General features: G+C 62.4%; 19 protein-coding genes. 11 read left to right on the top strand and 8 right to left on the bottom strand.

The features are described from left to right. Positions 1-113 precede the first annotated feature (113 nt). Positions 114-317 (top strand): hypothetical protein, encoded by a 204-nt coding sequence (locus P0Y58_14230; GenBank protein WEK28068.1) that lies wholly within the window; start codon positions 114-116, stop codon positions 315-317. 194 nt (positions 318-511) lie between these two features. Then, positions 512-1,387 (top strand): universal stress protein, encoded by an 876-nt coding sequence (locus P0Y58_14225; protein WEK28067.1) that lies wholly within the window; start codon positions 512-514, stop codon positions 1,385-1,387. A gap of 27 nt (positions 1,388-1,414) precedes the next feature. Here P0Y58_14225 and P0Y58_14220 read toward each other — a convergent pair whose 3' ends face one another. After that, the gene (locus P0Y58_14220; protein WEK28066.1) at positions 1,415-1,798 is read right to left on the bottom strand and encodes a GNAT family N-acetyltransferase; all 384 of its coding nucleotides are present in this window, start codon (positions 1,796-1,798) and stop codon (positions 1,415-1,417) included. A 244-nt stretch (positions 1,799-2,042) separates the two neighbouring features. Here P0Y58_14220 and P0Y58_14215 point away from each other — a divergent pair, with 244 nt between their 5' ends. Continuing rightward, a complete protein-coding gene (locus tag P0Y58_14215; protein ID WEK28065.1) occupies positions 2,043-2,753 on the top strand; it encodes a TetR/AcrR family transcriptional regulator in 711 nt (236 codons plus the stop codon). A gap of 12 nt (positions 2,754-2,765) precedes the next feature. On the opposite strand, the gene P0Y58_14210 is transcribed toward P0Y58_14215, so the two are convergent. Then, positions 2,766-3,329: an adenylate kinase gene (locus P0Y58_14210; protein WEK33334.1), complete on the bottom strand. Its 564-nt coding sequence runs from the start codon at positions 3,327-3,329 to the stop codon at positions 2,766-2,768. Between the two features lie 246 nt (positions 3,330-3,575). Here P0Y58_14210 and P0Y58_14205 point away from each other — a divergent pair, with 246 nt between their 5' ends. Further along, positions 3,576-4,802, top strand: coding sequence for an MFS transporter (locus tag P0Y58_14205; GenBank protein WEK33333.1), 1,227 nt, complete (start codon positions 3,576-3,578; stop codon positions 4,800-4,802). Between the two features lie 32 nt (positions 4,803-4,834). Here the strand turns inward: P0Y58_14205 and mgtA are convergent, their stop codons facing one another. The 3 genes from mgtA to P0Y58_14190 form a co-directional block, all read right to left on the bottom strand. Beyond that, complete coding sequence (gene mgtA / locus P0Y58_14200) at positions 4,835-7,549, bottom strand: magnesium-translocating P-type ATPase (GenBank protein ID WEK28064.1); 2,715 nt, start codon at positions 7,547-7,549, stop codon at positions 4,835-4,837. A gap of 754 nt (positions 7,550-8,303) precedes the next feature. Next, positions 8,304-9,929, bottom strand: a complete 1,626-nt coding sequence (locus P0Y58_14195; protein WEK28063.1) for a methyl-accepting chemotaxis protein — start codon at positions 9,927-9,929, stop codon at positions 8,304-8,306. A gap of 156 nt (positions 9,930-10,085) precedes the next feature. Then, entirely contained in the window at positions 10,086-10,976 is an 891-nt protein-coding gene (locus P0Y58_14190) for an alpha/beta hydrolase (GenBank protein WEK28062.1), read from the bottom strand. Between the two features lie 227 nt (positions 10,977-11,203). Between P0Y58_14190 and P0Y58_14185 the strand changes: the two genes are divergently transcribed. Next, on the top strand, positions 11,204-12,448 hold the full coding sequence (locus P0Y58_14185; GenBank protein WEK28061.1) for a DUF1835 domain-containing protein: 1,245 nt from the start codon (positions 11,204-11,206) through the stop codon (positions 12,446-12,448). A gap of 126 nt (positions 12,449-12,574) precedes the next feature. Here P0Y58_14185 and P0Y58_14180 read toward each other — a convergent pair whose 3' ends face one another. Next, positions 12,575-14,071, bottom strand: coding sequence for a PLP-dependent aminotransferase family protein (locus P0Y58_14180; protein WEK28060.1), 1,497 nt, complete (start codon positions 14,069-14,071; stop codon positions 12,575-12,577). On the opposite strand from P0Y58_14180, the gene P0Y58_14175 reads away from it, so the two are divergent. Next, positions 14,072-15,838: an NAD(P)H dependent flavin oxidoreductase family protein gene (locus P0Y58_14175; protein ID WEK28059.1), complete on the top strand. Its 1,767-nt coding sequence runs from the start codon at positions 14,072-14,074 to the stop codon at positions 15,836-15,838. It abuts the gene before it with no gap. A 30-nt stretch (positions 15,839-15,868) separates the two neighbouring features. Here the strand turns inward: P0Y58_14175 and P0Y58_14170 are convergent, their stop codons facing one another. After that, positions 15,869-16,807: a LysR substrate-binding domain-containing protein gene (locus P0Y58_14170; protein ID WEK28058.1), complete on the bottom strand. Its 939-nt coding sequence runs from the start codon at positions 16,805-16,807 to the stop codon at positions 15,869-15,871. A gap of 134 nt (positions 16,808-16,941) precedes the next feature. Between P0Y58_14170 and P0Y58_14165 the strand changes: the two genes are divergently transcribed. Both P0Y58_14165 and P0Y58_14160 read left to right on the top strand, forming a co-directional pair. Next, positions 16,942-18,243, top strand: coding sequence for an FAD-binding oxidoreductase (locus tag P0Y58_14165; protein WEK28057.1), 1,302 nt, complete (start codon positions 16,942-16,944; stop codon positions 18,241-18,243). A gap of 41 nt (positions 18,244-18,284) precedes the next feature. Continuing rightward, positions 18,285-19,373, top strand: coding sequence for a polyamine ABC transporter substrate-binding protein (locus P0Y58_14160; protein WEK28056.1), 1,089 nt, complete (start codon positions 18,285-18,287; stop codon positions 19,371-19,373). A 48-nt stretch (positions 19,374-19,421) separates the two neighbouring features. Here P0Y58_14160 and P0Y58_14155 read toward each other — a convergent pair whose 3' ends face one another. Continuing rightward, positions 19,422-20,360: a sensor domain-containing diguanylate cyclase gene (locus P0Y58_14155; protein ID WEK28055.1), complete on the bottom strand. Its 939-nt coding sequence runs from the start codon at positions 20,358-20,360 to the stop codon at positions 19,422-19,424. A 119-nt stretch (positions 20,361-20,479) separates the two neighbouring features. On the opposite strand from P0Y58_14155, the gene P0Y58_14150 reads away from it, so the two are divergent. The 3 genes from P0Y58_14150 (at position 20,480) to P0Y58_14140 (ending at position 24,535) form a co-directional block, all read left to right on the top strand. Further along, the gene (locus P0Y58_14150; GenBank protein WEK28054.1) at positions 20,480-20,992 is read left to right on the top strand and encodes a sigma-70 family RNA polymerase sigma factor; all 513 of its coding nucleotides are present in this window, start codon (positions 20,480-20,482) and stop codon (positions 20,990-20,992) included. Next, entirely contained in the window at positions 20,968-21,936 is a 969-nt protein-coding gene (locus tag P0Y58_14145; GenBank protein WEK28053.1) for a FecR domain-containing protein, read from the top strand. Before P0Y58_14150 ends, P0Y58_14145 begins: the two co-directional genes overlap by 25 nt. A gap of 112 nt (positions 21,937-22,048) precedes the next feature. Next, positions 22,049-24,535: a TonB-dependent siderophore receptor gene (locus P0Y58_14140; GenBank protein ID WEK28052.1), complete on the top strand. Its 2,487-nt coding sequence runs from the start codon at positions 22,049-22,051 to the stop codon at positions 24,533-24,535. Positions 24,536-24,561: the final 26 nt, after the last annotated feature.

Below are 24,561 nucleotides of genomic sequence, written 5' to 3'. Positions count from 1 at the left end.
ACCTCTTCCTATGCATACTTGGTAGCAGATGCCAAATACTCGATACATTAGCGCAACTACGCAAGCCAATTTCATTAGGTAATTGGAATAATTTGCCTCCCCTGGAGGTGACCATGAATAGCGTTGAACCTGTACAGAACGATCCCCCCGCTGTTCCACCGCAAAGCCAACTGCGCCGAGGCGCCGTTGCGGCCCTGCCCTGGCTGTTCAGCCTGCTCACCGCAGCGCTGTTCTACCTGCTGATCCCCGGTAGCTCGTACGTGCTTGCGGGCGCCGTGGCTGGCCTGGTGATGGCCTACCTGTGGGCCAAACCATGATTGACGTTGCTACGCTGGATGCTGCGGGTGCTGCTGGCGGCATGATCTGCCGCTGCGCTTGCACTCCATTGACCCAAATCAAGCCCTCGCGCCGGGTTCGCGCGACGATGGCTAGCAGCAAGGAATGACTCAAGCACCGCCAGGCGCACCGTGCTCCTCGATCACCGTGCGCGGCCTTGGATAAGGAGCCCCACATGAGCCCGCTGAAACACATACTGGTAGCCACCGACCTGTCCCCCCATGCCCGCAACGCGGCGGAGCGCGCTGCCTACCTGAGCAAGGCGCAGCAGGCCTCGCTGGACCTGCTCTACGTTGCCAACCCGGCCCCCTTCGAGCGCCTCAAACAGTTGGTGGCGCCTGATGAAGACCTGTTGAAGCGCGTGCTGGATAGCGCCGGCGAAAAAATCCGCGCATTGGCAGCCCTGCTGTTCCAGCGCTACGACATATCCGCTGGAGTGCAGGTTGCCAGCGGTTCGGTGATCACCGAAATCACCCGGGTAGTGCAGGACAAGCGCAGCAACCTGCTGGTATGTGGCGCCAAGGGCCAGAGCGTGGCGCGGCGCTTGCTGCTGGGCTCAACCGTGCAGAAAATGCTCAACCACATGCCCTGCCCGTTGCTGGTGGTCAAGCCGGCCCCGCGTGACGCCTACCGCACCGTGCTGGTGCCAGTCGACTTCTCACCGGTTTCGCTGCGCGCCATCCAACTGGCCAAGGCCATTGCCCCGCAGGCCGAAATCATTCTGCTGCATGTGTACGAAGCCCCGTTCGAAGGCAGCGTGCGCTTCGCCCGTATCGACCACGACACCCTCACCCACTACCGCAACGTCATCCGCAAGGATGCAGCGGCGCAACTCGCTGCGTTGAGTGAGGCTGCCGGCATACCCGACGCCCGGCAGATTCTGGTGCACGGAGACCCTGGTTGGCGCATTGCAGAACAGGAACAGGAGCTGGAGTGCGACCTGATAGTGGTCGGCAAGCAGGGTGCAAGCGCGCTGGAAGAGTTGTTGGTTGGCAGCGTCACCAAGCATGCACTGAACGAGTCGCAGTGTGATGTGCTGGTCACTCCCTAGCACGCAAGACCAGGCGGGCCGCCTTCGTCAGGGGGCGGCCCAGCCGGCGTGCAGCATCACCAGGTCCCGATGCACATCCGCCCCGCATTGGAACGTGGTCTCACCCACCACTGCAAAGCCGTTGCGCAAGTAGAAGGCAATAGCCCGGCTGTTACTGTCATTGACCGTCAACCGCAGAGCCCCCGCTACGCCCTGCAGCACATCAGCCATCAGCTGCTGGGCCACACCCGCCCCATGGTATTCAGGCAGCACGTAGCATTTGCTGAGCTCGGCGATGCCATCTGCAGCCAAAATGCCCAAGGGCTCTGGGGCAAGGTTGAGCAGGCTGTAGCCGACGACCGTACCGCGCATCAAGCCTACCGACAGGCGCATATCCGGTTCTCGGCTCAAGCGGTCAAAGTCGGCTGGCATCAATGCCCCTTGGATGTAGGCGCTAATTTCCGCCGTTGGCGTATTCGCCGGGCAAGCCAGCGCAAAAGTGCGTGCCGCGACCTGGCTGATCGCATCGCTATCCGCGGCCGTCGCCTGCCTGATCAAAAAATGCATGAGTTTGGCCCTGGTGTGTAAATGGCAGCCTTGCAACAGCTCAAGAAAAGCATAACACTCGCTATATACATTTCTATACACCGCCTCTCAAAGCCCAGATGAAACCGTGATGTACGCCCAAGCCCACATGCCACACACGACCAGCGATGGCGCTGACGCCCCTTTCGGCTCGGTCGACATCGCGCTGGGCAACCCGGGGATCCGGCGTAAGAATCGCAAGCTTATTCTGCAGGCTGCCAGCGAAGCGTTTGCCGTCACCGGTTTCACCGCCACCCATTCGCACGATATTGCCGAGCGCGCCGGGTTGCCCAAGGCCAATATCTATTACTACTTCCAGACAAAAGAGAATTTGTACGTCCAGGTGCTGATGAGTTTTATCGAGCCGCTGGTGAGGGCTTCGGCCGCATTGCGAAAAAGCGACGACCCGATAGTGGGCCTGCGGGCTTATATCAAAGCCCGCATCCGCATCATTCGGGAGCACCCGTTCAGCGCCGCCGTGTTCAGCCAGGAGTTGCTCTCAGGGGGCAAGCGCCTGCCCGAGGTGTGCAAGTTCATGTTGCACGAGGAAGCCGCGCGCAACGTCGCCAGCCTGCGCAGCTGGATCGATCAAGGCCGGTTGGCACCCTGTGACCCCGAACACCTGATGATTTTCATCTGGTCGGCAACGCGCACCTACACCAATCTGGCCTGGCAAATGTCGCAGCTCAGAGGCATGGCCGTACCTGACAAGTCGGACTTTGATCGTGCCACCCGCACGGTCACCCAGATGGTGCTGGGCGGTGTCGTCCCGGACCGGAAAGCAGCCATGACACCGTCATGAAGCTTGCCTCACCTAGACAGGATCACCAGACTGGCGAAGCGGTACCTTTGTCAGCGCCGAGGTGACTTGCGCAAGCAACGCTGCAGAACAGCTTGCCCCTTCCACCTTCAATACCGGGGCTGTCTGCCCTGCCAGCCAGCGCTCATGCCAGGCCCGATTGCGGCCTGAAAAGTTCGGGTCGTCATACTGAGCAGCCCATTCCCTGAACCCCACATGTATCTCGTACATGTCACCACCCGGAGCGATGCGCTCGCCAAAGCGCGCCTTCTCACGCGCAGCCAGCCGCTCAAGACGCACGGGCGTTGGTGTAACCACGAACACCGTCAAATCGACATGGGCCAGCAAGGCATCACCCCAGACCATGCAAGAGCCAGTCAACACCCAGTCATCCTCGCCGAGCGCTTGCTGGATCAACGGCACACGGTCATCTGCCGGCCGCTTGGTGGAAAACGGCGGGTTGGTGGGCATCCAGTAGAAGTCATCGACGTCGGCATGGCGCAGATCGAATTGCTTGGCGAGCTGCTGACCCAGCGTGGTCACGCCTGCGCAGGATGCGCCGGTAATGTAGATGCGCAATTGTTCCTCCATGAATACAAGGGGCTTTCGGGGGGCGGCACGATACACCAGAAGTGCCTCGCCGGCGTGAACCGTTCCAACGAAATTCAGCACCTGCCGCTCTATGCCCGGCGTTTCATCGATTGCGCTGATGATTACTATCAAGCGGCCTGCCTGTCGGCCTGGCAAGGCCGTCCCTATAATCGCCTGCAAATCCCTCCGCTCCTGCGCCTGCTACAGGCGACATCCCTCATGGAACCGACCCCCATGCCAAGCAACCGCCAGGCCCCTCGTGGCCTTCCCGAACATAGTCAACAGAGCGTCACACAGCAATGGCTGGCAATCCTCTCGGTAGCCGTGGGTGCCTTTGCCCTGGTCACCAGCGAGTTCCTCCCGGTGGGGGTGCTCAACGATGTGGCCAGTGACCTTGGCATCAGTGCAGGCCTTGCCGGCCTGATGGTGACGCTGCCCGGCATCATGGCCGCGCTGGCTGCCCCGTTGATTTCCGTGGGTGTCGGCGCGATGGACCGGCGCTACCTGCTGATCGGCCTGACGCTGATCATGATCATCGCCAACACCATCGTGGCCTACGCCGTCGACTTCAACCTGCTGTTGGTCGGCCGCGTGCTGCTGGGCGTCAGTATTGGCGGTTTCTGGGCGACCGCCATCGCCCTCAGCGGCCGCCTGGCGCCGGATGGTATGGGCGTGGCCAAGGCCAACTCCATCATCATGGCCGGGGTAACCCTGGCGACCGTAGTGGGCGTGCCCGTGGGCACCTGGCTGAGCGGCCTGATGGGCTGGCGCATGACCTTCCTGGTCACCGCACTGGTAGGCATACCGGTGCTGCTGGCGCAGGTGTTCCTGCTGCCGCGGCTGATGCCGGAAAAGGCCATTCGCATCAGCGACCTGCCGGCATTGTTCATTAATCCGCAAGCGCGGGTCGGCTTGATCGCCGTGCTGCTGATCGGCTTGGCGCACTTTGCCGCATACACCTATGTTGCCCCGTTCTTCAAACAGAATGCCGGCTTCGACGGGCCTACGATTGGCTCGCTGTTGCTGCTGTACGGCGTTGCCGGCTTCATGGGCAACATTTTCGCTGGCTACGCGGCCAACCGCAGCGTGCGGCATACGCTGATGCTGGTCGCACTCATGATTGCGGTCAGCACCGCCCTGTTCCCGCATTTCGCCACCGGCATGACCGGCGCTGCGATGCTGATCGCGCTGTGGGGCTTCGCCTTCGGCGCGTTCCCGGCCTGCGCCAACATCTGGATGTTTGTGGTCGCACCCAAGGATGTCGAACGTGGCATGCCGCTGTTCGTGGCCATGTTCCAGGTGATCATTGCCGTGGGCTCGTTTTTCGGCGGGCAGGTGGTCGACCATATGGGCACCGCAGTACTGCTGAGCCTGGCCACGGCGCTGGTGGGCTGCGGCTTTGTCACTGTGCTGGTGCTGGGGCGCAACGTCAGCAATAGCCTGGCGTCGCAGCCAGGCTGAACTCAAGCCGGTACCATGCCCCGGGCGGTGGCTCAGAACCACTGCCCGAAGCGGCGGATGTAAAGGGTCTTCATGGCCTGGGCGACCACGCAATAGCCCAGCAGGGTGGCGACCAGCCAAGGGAAGTATTCCCATGGCAGCGGCACCAGGCCCACCATCGCGCCCACCGGCGAGAACGGGATGTAGATTCCCAATGCCATCACCAGCCCCGTCGCCAGCACCACCGGCAGTGCAGCCGTGCTCTGGAAGAACGGCACCTTACGGGTGCGCAGCATGTGCACCACCAAGGTTTGTGACAGCAACCCTTCGATGAACCAGCCAGACTGGAACAGCGCCTGCATCCCGACGCTGTTGGCAGCGAACACGTACCACATCAGGGCAAAGGTGGTGATGTCGAAAATCGACGAAGTCGGGCCAATCCACAGCATGAAGCGACCGATGTTGCGGGCATCCCATTTGCGTGGCTCACTGAGAAATTCCTTGTCCATACGGTCCCACGGCAGCGACAGCTGGGAAAAGTCGTACATCAGGTTCTGCAGCAGCAGGTGGATCGCCAGCATCGGCAGAAAGGGAATGAACGCACTGGCCACCAGCACCGAGAACACGTTGCCGAAGTTGGAACTGGCAGTCATGCACAGGTACTTCATGATGTTGCCAAAGGTTTCGCGGCCTTTGAGCACGCCCTCCTCCAGCACCATCAGGCTCTTTTCCAGCAGAATGATATCGGCCGACTCCTTGGCAATGTCGGTGCCGCTGTCCACCGAGATACCGACATCAGCATCGCGCAACGCTGCAGCGTCGTTGATGCCGTCGCCGAGGAAGCCCACCGTGTGACCATTGGCCTGCAGGGCCTTGAGCACGCGTGATTTCTGCAGCGGGGTGAGCTTGGCGAAGACAGTGCGCTGCTCGACCTGAAGCTTAAGGGTGGCGTCGTCCAGGCACTCGATATCCTGGCCGAGCAGTGGCAGGCCGGGCTCCAGCCCAACCTCACGGCAGACCTTGCAAGTGACTATCGGGTTGTCGCCGGTCAGCACTTTGACCCGCACACCCATTTCGCTCAGTGCTGCAATGGCCGGGCCGGCAGTTTCCTTGGGTGGGTCGAGGAACGTCAGGAAGCCCTGAATCACCAGGTCACGCTCATCGTCGGTGTGATACTGCGCCTTGCCTTCAGCCGAAGGGATCTCGCGGGTGGCGACCACCAGCACGCGGAAGCCGTCCTGGTTATAGGCGTCGGCGCTGGCCAGCAGTTGCTGGCGGCGAACCGGATCCAGGGTAACGACACTGTCGCCTTCCCGCACATGGTTGGCGATGGCAAGCATTTCCTCGACCGCCCCCTTGCTGACCAGCAGGTGATCGCCCAGGGTGTTCTTCACCACCACAGACAGGCGACGGCGGATAAAGTCGAAGGGCAGTTCGTCGACTTTCGCGTAGGCGAAGGGCGCTTGGAACGCGCGGTCCTGGCCAGCGAAATGCAGCACGGCCTGGTCCATCAGGTTGCGGATGCCGCTTTGGTGGTGGCTGTTGAGCCAGGCCAGTTCAAGGACGTGCCTGTCGCGCTGGCCGTCGAAGCGCACGTGGTGTTCGAGGATGATCCGGTCCTGGGTAAGTGTGCCGGTCTTGTCGGTGCACAGGACATCCATGGAACCCAGGTTCTGGATGGCATTCAGGCGCTTGACGACCACCTTGCGCCGGGCCATGGCCACGGCGCCCTTGGCCAGGTTGGCACTGACAATCATCGGCAGCATTTCCGGGGTCAGGCCCACCGCCACGGCAAGCGCGAAGAGGAAAGCATCACCCCAGTCGCCCTTGACCACACCGTTGATCATGAACACCACCGGCACCATCACCAGCATGAAGCGGATCAGCAGGCTGCTGACGCTGTTCACGCCGCGGTCGAAGGCGGTCTGGCTGCGCGAACCGGCAATCGACTTGGCCAGCGAGCCGAAATAGGTGCGTCGGCCGGTGGCAACCACCACGGCGCGGGCGCGACCGCTGACTACGTTGGTGCCCATGAAGCAGATGTTAGGCAGTTCGAGCAGGTTGTCGTGGTTGGCGCCATGCCCGGTGGCGGACTTCTGCGCGACATTGCCCAGGGTGTCGTACTTTTCGACCGGCAGTGCTTCGCCGGTGAGCACCGCCTGGCTGATGAACAGGTCGCGCGATTCAAGCAGGCGAATATCGGCGGGGATCATGTCGCCTGCCGAAAGCTGCACGATGTCGCCGGCCACCAGTTCATCCATGGGCACTTCGCGCAGGCGCGGGGCTTGCCCGACCTGCTCACGGCGCAGCACGGTGGCGGTGGTACGCACCATTGCCTTGAGCGCGTCGGCGGCCTTGTTCGAGCGGTATTCCTGCCAGAAGCGAAGCAGGCTGCTGAGGCTGACCATAGTCATGATGATGATGACCTTGGTCAGGTCGGCGTCGCCTGTTTCGCCTGCTCTGACCGGCAGCCAGTAGTCGGTGATGAAGCTGATCCCGGCCAGGGTCAGCAGTACATAAATGAAGGGGTTGTGCAGGGCCTTGAGCAATTGCACCAGAGCGTTGGGTTGCGGGTTCTGGGCAACCTGGTTGGCGCCGTCGCGCGCCAGACGCTTGGCGGCTTCTTGCTCGGTCAGGCCTTGTTCGCTGGCATCGAGGTTGGCGAGGGTCACGGCCAGGCCATTGCGCGCTTCACGGGCGGCGCGAGTAGACAGGCGGGTTTCGCGCTCGGCCTTGGCCGATGAGGTGTTGCGGTTTTTGACAGTCATGTTGCTGTGCTCCTGCCGCTGCGGCGGCACGACACACAGACGTTTCACTCAGGTGGTGAACGAAGGCATGCCGGGTCGCAGAAAAATGCTGGTTCTTTCCGACAGTTGTCTGTCCGCTGCCGAGGGTCGGAAGTTGTTTCGGCAGCGAACTTCCTACTCGCGCAGTCCATGGTTTGATTCCTTTTCATAAACAGGGGGCAATAGTTTCCCGAGAACTTTTAAAATCAAAAGTTCGACAGTAGAGATACCGTTGAATCTCTTTTTCAGCGAGAAGTCCGGGGGCTCAAACGCGCATGAATACGCGCCAGCGGCCCGCATCTACTCGGCGGTTCCCGGCGGTCGTCAGGGTAGCCGTGCAGGCGGGGCGGCCAGCCGCGAGCCTGCTCTTGCGCAAGGCACGCGAGCAGGCGATGTGAAACGAATGAATTGAGGTTCATGAGCTTGCCTCCAACCGGCGGACACCGGTGGCGGCAAGTCACGGCGGAGCATCAGGCTCTGGCGCTGCTTGCCCGACCAGGGTGTCGGGACCAGTGATCCGGTTCAAGTGCCTGACCGGGCCATACGACGGTGGTCAGGCAGCGACGAGATGCTATGTCCATTGAATTCTTCAGTGACTGGAAAAAGGCCCTTTCTCGGGGCGATCGAACTTTATGCAAGCGTAGTATCGAAGTCAACCAACCGGGCAAACCTTAAATAAGTTTCACCCTTTCTTAATGCGACAACGATCAGGTACAAGTTTCACGCCCGTCGAACTTCAAACCCTGAACCGCCCCACCAGTGTCTTCATCTCCCCGACCAAACCCGACAGCGCCTTGCTCGCTTCGCTGGTCTGCTGCGCGCCGGTCGCCGAATTGTTCGACAGCTCTCGGATGTTCAGCAGGTTGCGATCCACTTCCCGGGCCACTTGGGCCTGTTCTTCGGCCGCACTGGCAATGACCAGGTTGCGCTCGTTGATTTCGCCGATGGCACTGTAGATACCCTCCAGCACCTGTCCGGACGCCAGGGTCACGTCCAGTGTCGACTGGGCGCGGTGGGTGCTGGCTTGCATCGACGCCACCGCAGCTTCGGTTCCCGCCTGCACGCGGCCAATCATCTGCTCGATTTCCAGGGTCGATTGTTGGGTGCGATAGGCCAGCGTGCGCACCTCATCCGCCACCACCGCAAAGCCGCGCCCGGCTTCACCTGCGCGGGCCGCTTCGATGGCGGCATTGAGCGCCAGCAGGTTGGTTTGCTCGGACACCGAGCGGATCACCTCCAGCACCTTGCCGATATCCCGCACCTGCCCGACCAGTTGCTCCAGGTGCGCACTGCTGGTCTGTATCTCGCGGGTCATGGCCTCGGTGCCGTCGATGTTGTCGCTGACTTGCCGGCGGCTTTGCGCGGCGAGCTGGTTGGACTCACTGGTGGTTTGCGAGGTGGTGATGGCGTTGCGCGCAACCTCTTCCACGGCCGTGGTCATTTCGGTCACAGCGGTAGCTGCCTGCTCCAGCTCCTGCCCTTGCTGGCGAAGGTTGTTGGCGCTTTGCTCGGTGACCGCGTTCAGCGCCGTGGCGGCTGCATCCAGCTGCCGGGCACAGTCGTTGATCTGCCCCAGGGTGTCACGCTGGCTCTGCTGCATGCGCTGCAGTTCATGGAACAACTGGCCGATCTCATTGGTGCCCTGCCCTTGCACCGGCACGCTCAGGTCGCCGCCGGCAATGCGCTGGAAATGCCCACCGGCTTGACGCAGCGGGTGCAGCACACGCTGGGCAATGAAGGCCCAGCACAGCGCCGCCAGCACCAAGGTCACCGCCAGCAACCCCAGGCTCAACAGTTGGGCGCGGGCCAGGCGCCGGTCAGACTCCAGCATGATCTGCTGGCCACGCTCGCTCAATGCGCCAACCAGCTGCTGGCGCTGCGCTTGCAGCCGGCCCATGGCGTTGCCAGCGTCGCTGTTGACCTTGAAGTACTGCTCCAGCGAGCGCTGGCGGGTGGCCTCACGCTGCCCCGCTACTGCCTTGGCGTATTCGGCAAAGGTAGCCTGCAGCTCTGTTGCCAACGTGCGAAGGGCTGGCTCGCGGGCATTTTCGACAAATTCGTCCACCAGCTTCTGGCTCTTGTCGTTCAGCTCGACCGACAGCGCCATACGCTTGCCAGCGCTCTCGTCATGGCCACCCAGCTGCTCGATGAAGCCCGATGACACATTGGCACTGGCACGAATGGCCATCAACAACGCATTGTTCAACCGGTCCGACTGGTGCGCGGTCTGATCCAGCTCGGTGATCTGCTGGTCACTGCCCACCGCTGCCCGCCAGGCACTGACGGTAGAAAACAGCAGGGTCAGGCTGAACAACGACAGCACCCAGAACATTCCGGTACGTATCTTCAGGTTGGCAAACATGCGGGCAGTACTCCTTTGTTGGCACCACTTCTGGTCGAGATTCGACGGTGGGTGTGCTGCTATCGGAGGTGCCTGCGCAGGCTTGAGGCGCCGAAAGGCGGTTATGGGCGGTAACCGAACAGATGTTGACGGGCGCGGGCTGCGCCCCGGCCTGCCTCAGCGGCCGAGGAAGTCGACGACCGCCTCAGTGAACGCCTGTGGTTGGTCCGCCATGACGAAGTGGAAGCTGCCATCTATGCGCTTGAAGCTGATATGCAGCGTGCCGGTATAGGCGTTGGCGAACATTGCATCAACGCCGGCAGCAGGTATGCCAAACAAGGGGTCATAGGCGTACACGACCTCGACCGGCGCCTGGATACGGGCGAGCTCCGGGCGCAGGTCGGTAGTCATCAATTCATAGGTGGCATCGGCTACAGTCTTGCGGTCCGAGCGCAGCGCGGCTTCGACCAGTGCAGGCCTGGCCTCAGCCTTCCTGGCCAACCGCTCGATGGCTGTGCGCTGCATCGCTTCGGCCTGCGCTGGCGGAGCCGCAAGCATCGCATCACGGAATGCCGCAGCCTGCGGTGCAGCCGCTTCGGCGGTCGCCATGGGATTGATCAATAACGTGTAGAACGGCAGCGCATCGACAACCATCAGCCGCCCTACCTGCCCGGGGTGGCGTGCGCCAAGCATCAGCGCCACCTCACCGCCCAGCGAATGGCCAATGATGGCCGGCGCCTCAAGGTGCTGGCTGCGGATATAGTCTGCGACCGCTTCGGCCACGGGAGCGGCCACGCGCCCGTCCACGGTGGGCACGGCAGGCGAACCGGCAAAGCCTGCCACCTGTACCAGGTGCAGACGATGCTGCTGGCGCAGTGTGCTGGCGAGCCCCGACCAAACCTCACGGGATGAGGCCAGCCCTGGGATCAGGATGACGTCCGGCCCGCTGCCCTCGACCTTCACCGAAATACGCTCGCCAGCCACAGGCACTGGCTGGCTGGGCGCGGCCAATGCCGAGCCCAGCGACAAACTGGTGCCGATTGCTGCAAGCAGGGTGCGTATGCGCATGGTCGCCATTCCTTTGACTTCAACCGAGAAAAGCCCGCCACTATAAGGGTTCACCGCAGCACATGGGCAAACTATCGTTTGCAACCCACTGCCCCGCACCGTTAAAGTCGGGGCCTGGGCGCCGGCTGCGCCTGCGGTCCGCGCGAAGGGGTTACCCGAGCCATGCGTCACTCCATTCTCATACCAGCTCCCGGCTTGTCGGCGGACCGAGCCCCAAAGGAGTTGGCATGCCCGCCATCAATGCTTCCCGCCACCACGGCTTGCTCGACCTGCGCGCTTTGCGCAAACGCGCCAAGCGCTTGCTGACCGAACTGAAAAACCACCAAGCCGACGACGCCCGCGAGCAACTGCGCACGCTTGGCCTGCCCGGCCACGACTACCGGCTTGCCGATACCCAATGGCTGGTGGCCCGCGAGGCCGGCTTTGCCAGCTGGCCCAGGCTCAAGGCCCATGCCGATGCCGTGGCTTTCGCCGCGCGCCACCCCGACTTTTCCGCCGATGACGAGGCCAGCGTGCAGCATTGGCGCTGCGGCAACGACATTGCCCACAGCTTGCGCACCGCCGGGTTTGCCGGGGCCTTCCAGATGTTCGACGACCCCATGGTCATGGGCCCCGTGCCGGCATTGCCCGAGGACCAGTACTGGCAAGTGCGCAGCGCCTATGTGCAACAGGCGTTCAAGCTGAGCACCCAGGATCTTGAACAGCGCCAGGCGGGGCAGCGTAGCGCATTGGCCGGGCTGAACCGCGATAGCGAGATTGTGCTGTGGTGCGAAGCCGATGCTTACGACCAGTTGTTTCTGGTTCGCGTACTCGCCAGCCTGCCAGGTATGCCGCGTCGGCTGGAGCTGATCGAAATTGACCAGGTGCCCGGTATCGAGCGTTTCATCGGCATCGGGCAACTGGCCCCCGACCTGCTGGCCTGGCTGTGGCCGCAACGCCGCGCTCTGGGTGAGGATGCACTGGCACTGGCCCGCGAAGCATGGGCGGCCTACACCGCACCGGCGCCACAGGCCTGGGCAAGCCTCGCTGGCCGCCAGCACTCGGTCTTGCCGTTGCTGGGCCGGGCACTGGCGCGCCAGCTACAGGAGTTGCCAGGGGAGCAGGACGGTTTGAGCCTTACTGAACGCCTGCTGCTGCGCGTGCTGGCTTCACGCGGCGAGCTAGCGGCCGGCCGCGTGTTTGGCCAGCTGATGATGCAGGATGAGCCCCTGCCGTACCTGGGTGACATGATGTTCCATGTGCTGCTGCAGCCGTTGATCCATGCTCTACAGCCGCTACTGCTGGAAGGCCCCGGCGAGGCCTGGGCACAGCGACCGCTGCGGCTGACGCCGCTTGCCGAGCAGATACTTGCAGGAAAGGCGCACTGGCTTGATCACCACCCTGCACAGCGCTGGGTTGGCGGGGTACTGGTGGATGCGGCAAACAGGCCTTGGGTAGTGACCGAACAAGGCGAGGTGTGGCAGCGCATCTAGAACCAACGCGGTCCCTGTAGGAGCGGCCTTGCGTCGCGATAGGGCCGCAACGCGGCCCCGGCAATTTTGTCGTGAGGCAAAGATCCCGGGGGCGCTCCGCACCCCTATCGCGACGCAAGGCCGCTCCTACAGGGACCGCGTTTTGCCTATCGCTTTCCACGCCTGCGCCAGGCGTTGCGTAGCCTGCCGGATCTCCTCCACATCCAGCGAAGCAAACCCCAGGCGCAAGGCATTCTCGGCATGGCCAAACGGCGAGAACTGGCGACCGCTGCGTACCACCAGGTCCAGTGCCAGCGCCCTTTCTACCAACTGATCCACGTTGATCGCGTCGGCAAACCGCACCCACAAAGCCAGCCCGCCTTCCGGCTCCTGCACGGTAATCTGCTCGCCAAACGCATCGTGCAGGCAAGCCAGCAGGGTCTCCCGGCGCCGACGGTACTCGCGGTTGACGCGGCGCAGGTGCTTCTTCAACTCGCCGTCGTTGATCAGGTCCGCCAGCATCCGCTGCATCACCGCATCGCCTTGCCCCAGGGTCAGCGTCGCCCTGCGCTCCAGCACGGCTGTTACCTCCACCGGCGCGACGATATAGCTGCAACGGAACGTGCTGCCCAAAGGCTTGGACAGTGTGCCGATGTAAATCACATGCCGCTGTTGGCGGTCGCTGGCCAAAGGCAAATAGGGCCGCCCGGAAAAATGGTACTCGTAGTCATAGTCTTCCTCGACCACGCAGAAGTCGTGCAGCCGCGCCAGCTCCAGCAACTGCTGCCGGCGCCCGGCCGGCAAGCTGACCGTGGTCGGAAACTGGTGATGGGGCGTGATGTACATCATCCGCACCTTGTGCTGCCGGCACAGGGCATCGATCTGATCGACCCGGCAGCCCTCGTGGTCCAGGTCCACGGTCACCAGCCGGGCACCCAGCTGACGGAAGATCTCCCACGCCGGTGGATAACTCAGGCGCTCGACCAGCACGGCATCCCCCGGTTTGAGCAACATGCTGGCCACCAGGTGCAGCGACATCTGCACCCCTTGGGTCAGGCAGATATGTTCTGCGCCAACGTTCAGGCTGCGATTATGCCTAAGCATGTCGGCCAGGGCGGCGCGCAGGTACAGGCCGCTGCAGTCGCTGCCGTGGCGCACGCTGTTGCTGGCAAAGCTGTTGCGCAAGGCGTTGCGGTAATAGCGATGCAGAACGGCCTGGGGTAGCAGGCGGTGGTCACAGGCGCCGTTGTCGAAGAACAAGGCCCCTGGCCTCCCCTGCTGCGCTGCTGCCCGCTCGTTCGCCTCGAAGTAGGCAACGGCGGGCTCTTCTGGCAGCGCCAGGGCAAAGGAGCGCGTGGCAGCGGGCTCGTTGATGGTGCCGGGCGCCAGCTGCTGGCTGACGAAGGTGCCGCGGCGCTGCACGCTCTGCAGCCAGCCTTTGGTTTCGGCTTCTTCATAGGCCAGGATCACCGTCTTGCGGTTGACGTTCAGCAGTTGCGCCATCTCCCGCGTGCCCGGCAACGGCGTGCCAGGGCGCAGGCGGCCCTCGCTGATTGCAGCCACCAGCCCCTCGACGATCTGCCGGTATGAACACTGCACCCCATCAAGCTTGAGCAGCGGCTGCCATTTGCGAAGCTGGACCATATGAATTATCCAAAACTGGAGGTTCTGCTGGTCCTGAACTATAGCAACAATCGTACCTCCCATTGCCCCGAGGTGTTCATGCAAAGCCGCCACGTCATCGAATTGTCGCCCTCGGGCAAAACCTTCGACGCCAGCCACGAGCTGCTGCTCGATGCCATGCTCGCCAGCGGCCTGCCGGTACCGTTCTCTTGCCGCCGTGGGGCCTGCGGGTCGTGCAAGGTCAAGGTGGTGTCGGGGCAGTATCAGGACAAGCAGCGAGAGGCGGACACCCCCGCACCCTCGTACCCCCTGGCCGCCGACGAGATGCTGCTGTGCCAGAGCCACGCCTGCAGCGACATGCGCCTGGAGATCCCTGGCTGGTCTCTGGACACCCCGACACTGGCGTTCCAGGCACAGGTTCACAGCAATCGCGAGCTGAGTTCAGATATCGTCGAACTGGTGCTGCAGCCTGCCCAGCCGCTGGAAGTGCGGGCTGGTCAATACGTAAGGTTCCAACTGGACAACGGTGACAGCCGCTGTTTCTCCATCGCCAACCTGCCCGCTCAGGATCAAGGGCAACTGGTGTTTCACATCCGCAAGGTCAGCGGCGGCGTGTTCACCGAAGGCCTGTTGCCGACCCTGCAAACGGGTGCCGCACTGAACCTTGAGGGGCCGGTGGGTGCCTGTACCTGGCAGCATGAAGACCAACGCCCACTGGTGCTGTTTGCCACCGGCACAGGTTACGCCGGCATCAAGCCCTTGTTGCTGACAGCCCTTGCTCGTACTACAGAGGTGACGCTGTACTGGGGCGGCTCATCGACTGCGGACTTCTATGACCGTGCGTTTCTCGACCAGGCCAGCCGTGATTATCCCCACTTCCGCTGGCACCCGGTGCTTTCGGCCCAGGCGCGCGTGCAGCAAGTGGCGCTGGGCCAGGCGCACCCGTGGGCCGACATCCAGGTCTATGCCTGCGGCAATGCGGCAATGATCAGCCAGGCCCGCGAACTGTGCCTTGCCGCAGGCGTGCAACCCCACCGTTTTGTCGCGGAGGCATTTGTCGCCAGCGGTGCATTGGCACCCCAGGCTTCAACAGCCAACACACTGCACCCAGAGCTGGAGAAGGTCGGCCCACGTTACTCGCTGGATGGCATGCTCGCTGCCCGCGAGCAGTCAGTACGGGCCGTGGCTGCCATCGCCAGCCAACTGCACGTCGGCATGACCACCGCCCAGGCACTGGAGATGGCTGCGCAAACCTTGCAGGCAATGGGCGCGTCCCACACCTGGCACCCCACCTACATCCGCTTCGGCGACGACACGGTGCGTACACCGCGCAAAGGCATCGACCTGCAGCGTGTATTACGGCCCACGGACATTGTCGTGGTCGACGTCGGCCCGGTCTGGGACGGCTACGAAGGCGACTATGGCGACACCTTTGTGTTTGGCGAGCGCGACCTGCACCACGCCTGCGTCAAGGCATTGCACGAGGTGTTCGACGAAACCCGCCAGGCCTGGGGCCGTGGGCTGACCGGGCGCGAGCTGTATGACTTCGCCGAGCGCAGTGCCCAGGCCAAAGGCTGGCAACTGGAACGTAACCTGGCCGGGCATCGCATCGCCGACTTCCCGCATGTGCTGTATGGGCAAGACAAGCTGGCCGAGGTGGAAATCGTCCCGAGCGAGGTGGTGTGGGTGCTGGAAATACAGCTGTGCCACCCCACCGAACCGGTAGGGGCATTTTTCGAAGACATCCTGATTGGTGAAGGCAAGCCGACCGTGGCAAGGGCCGCCTGACCGCACCTGCGATGATTACAGGCACGGTTTTCAGTTGCGCGGCGGATGCTGCGGGGGGCGCTTCACCGGCAGAACGGTCTGTTCCACTTGCTCCTCGAACCACTTCAACACGGCTTGGCACGCGGGGTGGGCAACGCCGCTGTCCCGCAGCCACAGGGCGTATACGCCGCCTGTTTTCAGCGCCTCGCCGAAGGGCACCACCAGGTCGCCGCGCACCAGAGCATCGTGGGCCAGCATTCGGTCGGTCATGGCGATGCCCATGCCTCGGGCAGCCGCGTCCAGTGCCAGGTCGTCAAGGTTGAACAACAGGTCCTGGTACTTGTGCTCGGCCGGGGCCTGTTGGGCCTTGAGCCACAGGGTCCATTCGTAGCGCGAGGTGGAGCCGTGGATCAGCGCATGCCCGGCGAGCTCCGCAGCACACTGCGGAGGGGCGCGGCCGTCGCCCAGCACGGGGGCGCAAACAGGGATCAGGTACTCGTCGAACAGCGGCGTCAGCGGGCGCTCGTCAAGGCCGCCCGGCAGGTACAGCACGTACGCGTCGCAGTCGCCGCCGGTGTCTACCAAATCGCCGCCGACCGTTTCGATAGAAAGGGTCAGGCCTGGGTTAAGTGCGTAGAACGAGGTCAGCCGGGGCAGCAGCCAGCGTACTGCCAGCGATACGAACATGCGCACGCGAAACGGGCGGTCCCGTGGCGTTGGCGCCAGCTTTTCCTCCAGCGTGCGCAGGGTTTGCAACATCCCCTTTGCCACCCCATACACCTCGTGCCCATGGGCGGTCAGCGCGACCTTGCGGCTGGTGCGGTCGAACAACGTGGTCTGGAAATGCTCCTCCAGTTGCTGGATCTGCCGGCTGATGGCGCTCTGGGTCAGGTGCAACTGGCGCGCAGCCTCGGTGAAGTTGCTGGTGTCAGCTACCCGGACCAGGGCCTGCAGCGCCTGCAATGACGGTACGCGAAGGTTCTTATCCATGCAAATTCCGAATGGATGAATGAATTATTAGCGTTAGAAATTGCGCTTTTACCCCTTTAAATTGGAGGCAAGACGCGGTTTCGCGGGCAGTAGCCAATAACGCCTGTGCATCGATACTGAAGGAGTAGCACGCAATGAACAACCACTGTGGCTGGATTGCGCTGGCCGGTGAATCACCGCAGCGGCCGCGCCTGCAAGGCACGCACAAGGCCGATTGGCTGATCATCGGCGGGGGCATTACCGGCCTGTCAGCAGCCCACGCCCTGGCGCGGCGTTTTCCGTCGCAGCGGATCGTGCTGCTGGAGCGCCAGCGGGTCGCCCAGGGCGCTTCGGCACGCAACTCAGGCTTTGTGGTCAGCCATGAGCTGCCCAGTGCTGGCGAACTGATCGGTACCCCAGGTTTTTCCGGTTATCAGGTCGCCTCGCGCATCGGTGTCGCAGCGGGTAATGAAGTGCGCCAGCGAATCGCGGAGCTGGCAATCGACTGCGAGCTCAGCGACAACGGCTACCACTTCGCGGTGCACGAGCCTGCACACTTGCAGCACGCCGAGCAGGCGCTGGAAACGCTGTGCGCCGTGGGCGCCCAGGCAAGCTACCACGAGGGGGGCGCGCTGCAACGGCGCCTCGGTACCGCGTTCTATTCACGCGCGATCCATTGTGCTGGCGGCAACGGCCTGATGCAGCCGGCGCGCTACGTCAAAGGGCTGGCCGACAGCCTGCCAGCGCAGGTGGACGTCTTCGAGCAAAGCGCTGTGACCGACCTGCGCCGTCGCCCGGGCAAGGGCTGGACTGCCCGCACCGAGGGTGGCGAGGTCGAGGCCCGGCAGGTACTGGCCTGTGTCGGTGCGTTCCTGCCCAGGGTCGGGCTCAAGCGCAGCGGCACTTTCCCACTGGAGTTGAGTGCAAGCATCACCCGCCCGCTGACCTATGCGCATTGGCAGCAACTGTTCGACGAACAGGGCTGGGGCGTGCTGTCTACCTTACCGGGCGGCTGCACCCTGCGCCTGCTGCCCGGGCGACGCCTGCTGATTCGCAACACCGTGGAGTATCGTCAGCACGACATCGACCGACATGGCCTGGCAGTGCGCCAAGGTGCACACCTGCTGGGTTTGCAGAAGCGCTTCCCCGGCATCACCGCGCAAGACCTCGAATACACCTGGACCGGCCACCTCAGCGGCACCCGTACAGGTGAGCCGTATTTCGCCCGGGTCGCGGACGGCCTGCATGCCGTGGCGGGCTGCAATGGATCCGGCGTTGCCCGCGGCACCTTGTGGGGCCGGCTGCTGGTCGAAATGGCTCTCGGTGTCGACTCGCCCTTGCTCGGCGATGTGCTGGCCCAGGCCAGCCCTGGCTACCTGCCTCCCAGACCGTTCTTCGACCTGGGCGCCAAGGTGCGCATGGCCTGGGAAGTACGCCGTGCACGGCTGGAACGCTGACACTTCAATTTCCTCGCAAACAACAACAAGAGCGCTATTCCATGATCAAGCACACTTGCGTGGCCCTGTTGTCCTCGGCGTTACTGGCTGCGGCAGTGCAGGCCGAAGAACGGGTCAACATTGCCAACTGGAGCGGCTACATTGCCGACGACACCCTGGCCGAGTTCACCCGGCGCACAGGCGTTCAGACTACCTACGACCTGATCGACAGCAATGAGACCACCGAAGCCAAGCTGATGACCGGCAACAGTGGCTACGACCTGGTGAGCCCGTCCAACCATTTCCTGCCGCGGCTGATCAAGGCGGGTGCCATCGAGGAGCTGGACCGCAGCAAGCTGCCTGGCTGGCACAACCTCGACCCCAAGCTGATGAAGATCCTGGAGGCGAGCGACCCGGGCAACCGCTATGCGATCCCGTATATGTGGGTCACCACCGGCATCGGCTACAACGCCGACAAGATCAAGGCCATTTTCGGCAGCACAGAGGTGACGCAGTCCTGGAGCCTGCTGTTCAAACCGGAAAACATCCAGAAGCTGAGCCAGTGCGGCGTGGCGTTCCTCGACAACCCGACGCAGATCATCTCGATCACCCTCAAAACCCTGGGCCTGGACCCGCACAGCGAGAACCCAGAGGACCTGAAAAAGGCCGAGGCAGCCTTGCTGGCGGTGCGGCCCTACATCAGCTATTTCCACCAGTCCAAATACGTCAGCGACCTGGCCAATGGCAACATCTGCGTCGCGATCGGTTTCAGCGGCGATGTGCTGCAGGCCATGGGCAGCGCGCAGCAGGCAGGCAACGGTGTGAACGTGGGCTACAGCATTCCGCGCGAGGGGTCGACAGTGGCGGTGGACATGGTGGTGATGCCCAAGGGAGCGCCGCACCGGGAAAATGGCTATGCGTACCTGAACTACCTGCTGGAGCCAAAGGTTATCGCCAACATCAGCAATACGGTGAAGTACCCCAACGGCAATGCGGCGTCGCTTGCGTACATCACGCCTGAGCTGCGCGACAATCCGGCGGTCTACCCACCCGAATCGGTGCTCGATACGCTGTTCCCGATCAAGACCTTGTCGCCGGCGGGGATGCGCGCGAGTACCCGGCTGTGGACCCGGGTGACCAGCGGGAAGTGACGCTTGTTTGTGTGCCCTTTCAACTGCAGACCAGCAAACTAACCCCGCCTACTGCACATATTCAGTGCGGTGCCGCCCATTTTTTTTGGCTGCGTATAGCTGCTGGTCGACGGCTTTGATGAACTCTGTAGGCTTCTCGCGATCACCGGGCAGAATCGAACCTGCTCCTATGCTGACAGTGACGCGGTGGCCATGTGGCGAAAGCGCATGCACGATGGACTGCTTTTGAATCAACCGCTGGCAGCGTTCAGCAACTTTACGCGCCGTCTCGGCATCGGCCCCTGGGAGCAGCACGACAAACTCTTCGCCTCCATAGCGAGCCACAAGATCACGGGGGCCGTCCAATGCCAGACTCAGCGTCTGGGCAATCGCAACCAAACATTTGTCGCCTTGGATATGGCCGTACAAATCGTTGTACTGCTTGAAAAAATCAACGTCAAACATCAGCAGTGACAGTGGCCTGCGCTCGCGGCGCGCACGTTCCCACTCCAGCTCGAAAGCGCTATCGAAGCGGCGGCGGTTGGCGATATTCGTCAACCCGTCCTTGAACGAAAGAGCCTCTAGCTCTTTCTGCAAGCTCAACAGTTGATCCTCGGTTTTCTTGCGTTCGCTGATGTCAAACATGAAGCCGACCAGCGCATCAACCTCGCCCCTGTTATTGCGCATCACGTGCACAACGTCGCGAATCCACACATAGCCATTGTCCTTGGTCAGCGCTCGGTAGTCTGCCTCATGGTCCGCACCAGCCTGGGATTGTGTCACGCAGAAATTCACTACATATTCGCGGTCTTCTGGATGCATGCGCATCGCCCAGTCCTCCACGCTCACCCAACTTTCAGGACTCCAGCCCAGCAACGCCTCGATCTGAGGGCCGATATAGGCAAATTTCATTGTGCCCCAGTCAATCTTCCAGGGAATGGCCTTGGTCGACTCCAGCAAGGTTCTGTACACCTCACTGTCATTAACAAACTCGCTTGCATCGGACATACGCACTAACTCCCGGATCCATACCAATAAGACACTGTAGCTGGAAGCAGATCACCGATTGTCATAACCCGCGACATCGTCAATAATGAGACATATTATCGTTTGCAGCGATTGATTGTATGGGCGCAGGGATCAGCACGTCATCACCAGTGAATATCGAACATCTTTACGGACAGCACCACGGCTGGCTGAAAAGCTGGTTACGTACCCGCACCGGCAACAGCGCCGATGCAGCGGATCTCGCTCAGGATACGTTCATGCGCATGCTCTCCTTGCGCCAACTGCCGGTGCTGCGCGAACCCCGCCATTTCCTGGCAACCATTGCCCGTGGCTTGCTGATCGACAAGGCCCGACGACAAACCCTCGAACGTGCCTATCTGGAAGCCTTGGCGGCCCGCCCGGAGCCGTTGCAGTTATCCCCGGAAACGCATCATCTGATCATCGAATCCCTGATGGCCATCGATACCCTGCTCGACGGCCTCGGCGCCCGCACCCGACAGATCTTCCTCCTGGTGCAACTCGAAGGCCTCAGCTACGTGCAGGTCGGCAAACAGCTGGGGCTGTCGGTGACAACGGTCAAAAATCACTTGGGTAAGGCGCTGATGCAATGCATCCTGTTGATGGACGATTGAACAGGCTGGCGGAGCGCCCGCCGCTCAAGGTCCATCTGCAAGCGGCGGTGGGGTGGTACCTGGCCCTCAACGACGCCGAAGTCAGCCCCGAGCAACAGCTGGCCTGGCGAAACTGGCTGGCGGCCGACCCCGAACATGCCAAAGCCTGGGGCCGGATTGAAAAGCTCCAGCAGCAACTGCGCGGCATGCCCAGCGACGTAGCATTGCCGGTGCTGACCGAAGCCGGCGTACAGCGCCGGCACGGCCTCAAGTTACTGATGCTGCTGGCCACGGGTGCGACGCTGTTCGGCGGCTATCGAATATCGCCCTACAGTGCCGACTTCGCAACCCGCACCGGGGAACGTCGCCAGGTCACCCTGCCAGACGGCAGCCGCCTGCAACTGAACACCAACACTCGCGTCGATATCGCCTACAGCGCCGAGCAGCGACTGATCCTGCTGCGTCAGGGCGAGGTGCTGATCACAACCGCCGCCGACCGCCCTCCCACTCGCCCGTTGTCGGTAGAAACGCCGCACGGTCGCGTGCTCGCCCTAGGCACCCAATTCGACGTGCGCCTGCATGCCGGCTTCAGCACCGTAGAGGTGCAGCGTCATGCCGTGGAGGTTCGCCCGCATGATGCGCCCCATCAGGTGCAACGGGTGGAGGAAGGCCAGGCCTTGACCTTCGGCTCGACGCAACTCGGCAACCTGCGCCTGCTTTCAGTCGAGGGCAGTGCCTGGGCTCAAGGGGTGCTGGTGGCCATCGACTGGCGCCTGGGCGACTTTGTTCATGAACTGGCCCGTTATCGGCCCGGCTACCTGGGCTGCGCCGACAGGGTAGCGGACCTGCGCATTTCCGGGGCGTTCAACCTGGAAGACAGCGACGGCATCCTCGCCAACCTGCAGGTGTCGCTGCCAGTGCGGGTGCGCCGTTTCTCACGGTATTGGGTGCGCGTAGAAGCGTAATCGGCAGCGCCGTGGCCAGATCGAAAATCATCTTGCCGATTCCTTTTTTCGTTCGGCTCATCAGTAGAGCGGTCTGTCAGCCGCCTTTACTGCCACGGCAATAGGAAGTCACATGAGCCACACACGCCCCCTTTACAGCGCCGCCCTGCGGTTGCAGCTCAACTCTACTTTACTGCGCATCAGCCTCGGCGGCGCCCTGGGGGCCTGCGCCATCGCCCAGCCAGCCTGGGCCGCGCAAACCAGCGAACTGGCCGAGTACAACATCGCGGCCGGGCCGCTGGATGTCGCGCTCAGCCAGTTTGCCGCCGCCAACGGCGTGACCTTGTCGTTTGGCTCGGCACAAACCCAGGGCTTGCACACTGCAGGTATCCAAGGCCGCTTTTCCTTTGAAGAAGGCATCGACCGGTTGCTCGGCAACAGCGGTTTACAGGCACGCAAGGAGGGCATTGGGCGCTACAGCCTGGTCAGGCTCCAGAGCGATGCGGCGCTCGAACTCGGGGCGACCAACATCTCCGGCATGGGCCTGGGCGCAACCACCGAAGATACCGGCTCCTACACCACCGGCCCGATGGACACGGCGACCAAGATCGCCTTGTCCAACCGCGAAACCCCGCAGTCGATCACCGTCATGACCCGCCAGCGCATGGACGACCAGAACATGCGCACTCTGGAAGATGTGCTGAAGAATACCCCCGGGATCGCCATCACCAAGGACGGTCCGCAACGCGTGAACTTCTACTCCCGCGGCTTCGCCGTGGAAAACCTGATGACCGACGGCCTGCCCAACGACCTGTCCCACTACCTCTCGCGGGACATGAACTCCAGCCCCGACATGGCAATCTTCGACCGGGTCGAAGTGGTACGCGGCGCCACCGGTTTGATGCAGGGTTCGGGCAACCCCGCCGCTGCGGTGAACATGATTCGCAAGCGCCCCACTGCCACCCCGCACGTGATCGTCACCGGCAGCGCAGGAAGCTGGGACAACTACCGTACCGAGTTCGATGCGTCCAACGCCCTCAACGAAAGTGGCACCTTGCGCGGTCGCTTCGTCACGGCCTACCAGGCCAAGGACAGCTTCCAGGATTTCGTCAGCTCCGAGCGCTCGGTGTTCTACGCCATCACCGAAGCCGACCTGAACGAGGACGCCACCTTCACCTTCGGCGCCTCCAACCAGAACGCCAATAACAATAGCGCCTGGGGCGGCTTGCCGGTGGCCCGTGACGGCAGCGACCTGCACCTCAAGCGATCGACTTACCTGGGCAGCGACTGGGAGTACTGGGACCAGGACAACACCACTGCCTTCAGCCGCCTGGAGTACCGTTTTGCCAATAGCTGGAAAATGCTGCTGTCGGCCAGCAAGAGCTGGTCGGACGTCGACATGCTGGGCTCGCTACCGATGCGCAGCTGGGAAACCGACTACGTCGAGATCGACCAGAACATCGGCCGCTACCAGTACGAGGACCAACAGAACAGCTACGACGCTTACATCACCGGGCCGTTCGCACTGTTTGGCCGCAGCCATGAGCTGGTGGTAGGCGCCAGCCGGCGCGACCTGACGTTCAAGGGCAAAGGCCTGCCGACCGATATCAAGACCAACACCAATCTGTACCGCCCCATCGGCATCCCGAAACCGGATGTCAGCGCCGTCCCCTGGACCCAGCACCGCACCAGCCAGCAGGAAGGCGCCTATCTCACCACACGGCTGAACCTCACCGACGAGCTGAAGCTGATCCTCGGCGGTCGCCTGGACTGGTACGAATATGATGTGGACACGCGCTGGGAAGGCAAGTCTTCCGCCAGCAGCCTGCCGAACAAGGTGACGCGCCACCTGACCCGCTATGCCGGCGCCGTTTACGACCTCGATCAGCATCACTCTGTGTATGTCAGCTACACCGATATTTTCCGTCCGCAGACCGAACTGGACACACAGAACAGCGCGCTCAAGCCCATCGAAGGCAAAAACTATGAGATCGGGATCAAGGGCGAGTATTTCGATGGTGGCCTGAATGCCAGCGCGGCAATATTCCGCATCGATCAGGAAAACCGCGCCAAGCTGCTGAACCCCAACCAGTGCCTGCCGGCCGGTGCGACCTGCTACGAAGCAGCCGGTAGCGTGCGCAGCGAAGGTATCGATCTGGAGCTTAACGGCGCCCTGGCGCCAGGCTGGGAGCTGGGGGCCGGCTACACCTATGCTGCGGCCAAATACACCAAAGACGCCGACCCGCGCAAAGTCGGCCGCCTGTTCAGCACCAATATCCCCCGGCACACATTCAAGTTGTTCACCAGCTATCAGCTGCCCGGGGGCTTTGAACGCTGGACCATCGGTGGCGGCATCTACGGGCAGAACACTGTCTTCAACAAGGGCAGCAACGACCTCGACGGCCCGCCGCCTTACGATTACTACATTGAACAGAAAGCCTATACGCTGGTGGACCTGATGGCCAGCTACAAAGCCTCGGAAAACGTCAATGTCCGGCTGAACCTGAACAACATCTTTGACAAGACCTACTATCAGGACATCAGCTCAAACACCGACTATGGCAACAGCCTGTATGGTGAACCGCGCAATGCCATGGTGACCGTACGCTGGTCGCTCTGAGGCATCAAAAAGGCATTGAGCGTTTA

It is taken from the genome of Candidatus Pseudomonas phytovorans (assembly GCA_029202525.1).
In the GTDB taxonomy this organism is placed as follows: Bacteria; Pseudomonadota; Gammaproteobacteria; order Pseudomonadales; family Pseudomonadaceae; genus Aquipseudomonas; species Aquipseudomonas phytovorans.
Note: the sequence above shows the minus strand (reverse complement) of the source record. Positions and strands in the feature narration are given on the sequence as shown.

Coding starts and splice junctions, on each gene's coding strand:
- P0Y58_14180 (WEK28060.1), bottom strand. CDS start 14,071: ATGGTCCAGCTTCGCAAATGGCAGCCGCTGCTCAAGCTTGATGGGGTG.
- P0Y58_14215 (WEK28065.1), top strand. CDS start 2,043: ATGTACGCCCAAGCCCACATGCCACACACGACCAGCGATGGCGCTGAC.
- P0Y58_14220 (WEK28066.1), bottom strand. CDS start 1,798: ATGCCAGCCGACTTTGACCGCTTGAGCCGAGAACCGGATATGCGCCTG.
- P0Y58_14190 (WEK28062.1), bottom strand. CDS start 10,976: ATGCGCATACGCACCCTGCTTGCAGCAATCGGCACCAGTTTGTCGCTG.
- P0Y58_14205 (WEK33333.1), top strand. CDS start 3,576: ATGCCAAGCAACCGCCAGGCCCCTCGTGGCCTTCCCGAACATAGTCAA.
- P0Y58_14175 (WEK28059.1), top strand. CDS start 14,072: ATGAATTATCCAAAACTGGAGGTTCTGCTGGTCCTGAACTATAGCAAC.
- P0Y58_14145 (WEK28053.1), top strand. CDS start 20,968: ATGCATCCTGTTGATGGACGATTGAACAGGCTGGCGGAGCGCCCGCCG.
- mgtA (WEK28064.1), bottom strand. CDS start 7,549: ATGACTGTCAAAAACCGCAACACCTCATCGGCCAAGGCCGAGCGCGAA.
- P0Y58_14170 (WEK28058.1), bottom strand. CDS start 16,807: ATGGATAAGAACCTTCGCGTACCGTCATTGCAGGCGCTGCAGGCCCTG.
- P0Y58_14225 (WEK28067.1), top strand. CDS start 512: ATGAGCCCGCTGAAACACATACTGGTAGCCACCGACCTGTCCCCCCAT.
- P0Y58_14140 (WEK28052.1), top strand. CDS start 22,049: ATGAGCCACACACGCCCCCTTTACAGCGCCGCCCTGCGGTTGCAGCTC.
- P0Y58_14230 (WEK28068.1), top strand. CDS start 114: ATGAATAGCGTTGAACCTGTACAGAACGATCCCCCCGCTGTTCCACCG.
- P0Y58_14195 (WEK28063.1), bottom strand. CDS start 9,929: ATGTTTGCCAACCTGAAGATACGTACCGGAATGTTCTGGGTGCTGTCG.
- P0Y58_14155 (WEK28055.1), bottom strand. CDS start 20,360: ATGTCCGATGCAAGCGAGTTTGTTAATGACAGTGAGGTGTACAGAACC.
- P0Y58_14160 (WEK28056.1), top strand. CDS start 18,285: ATGATCAAGCACACTTGCGTGGCCCTGTTGTCCTCGGCGTTACTGGCT.
- P0Y58_14150 (WEK28054.1), top strand. CDS start 20,480: ATGGGCGCAGGGATCAGCACGTCATCACCAGTGAATATCGAACATCTT.
- P0Y58_14185 (WEK28061.1), top strand. CDS start 11,204: ATGCCCGCCATCAATGCTTCCCGCCACCACGGCTTGCTCGACCTGCGC.
- P0Y58_14165 (WEK28057.1), top strand. CDS start 16,942: ATGAACAACCACTGTGGCTGGATTGCGCTGGCCGGTGAATCACCGCAG.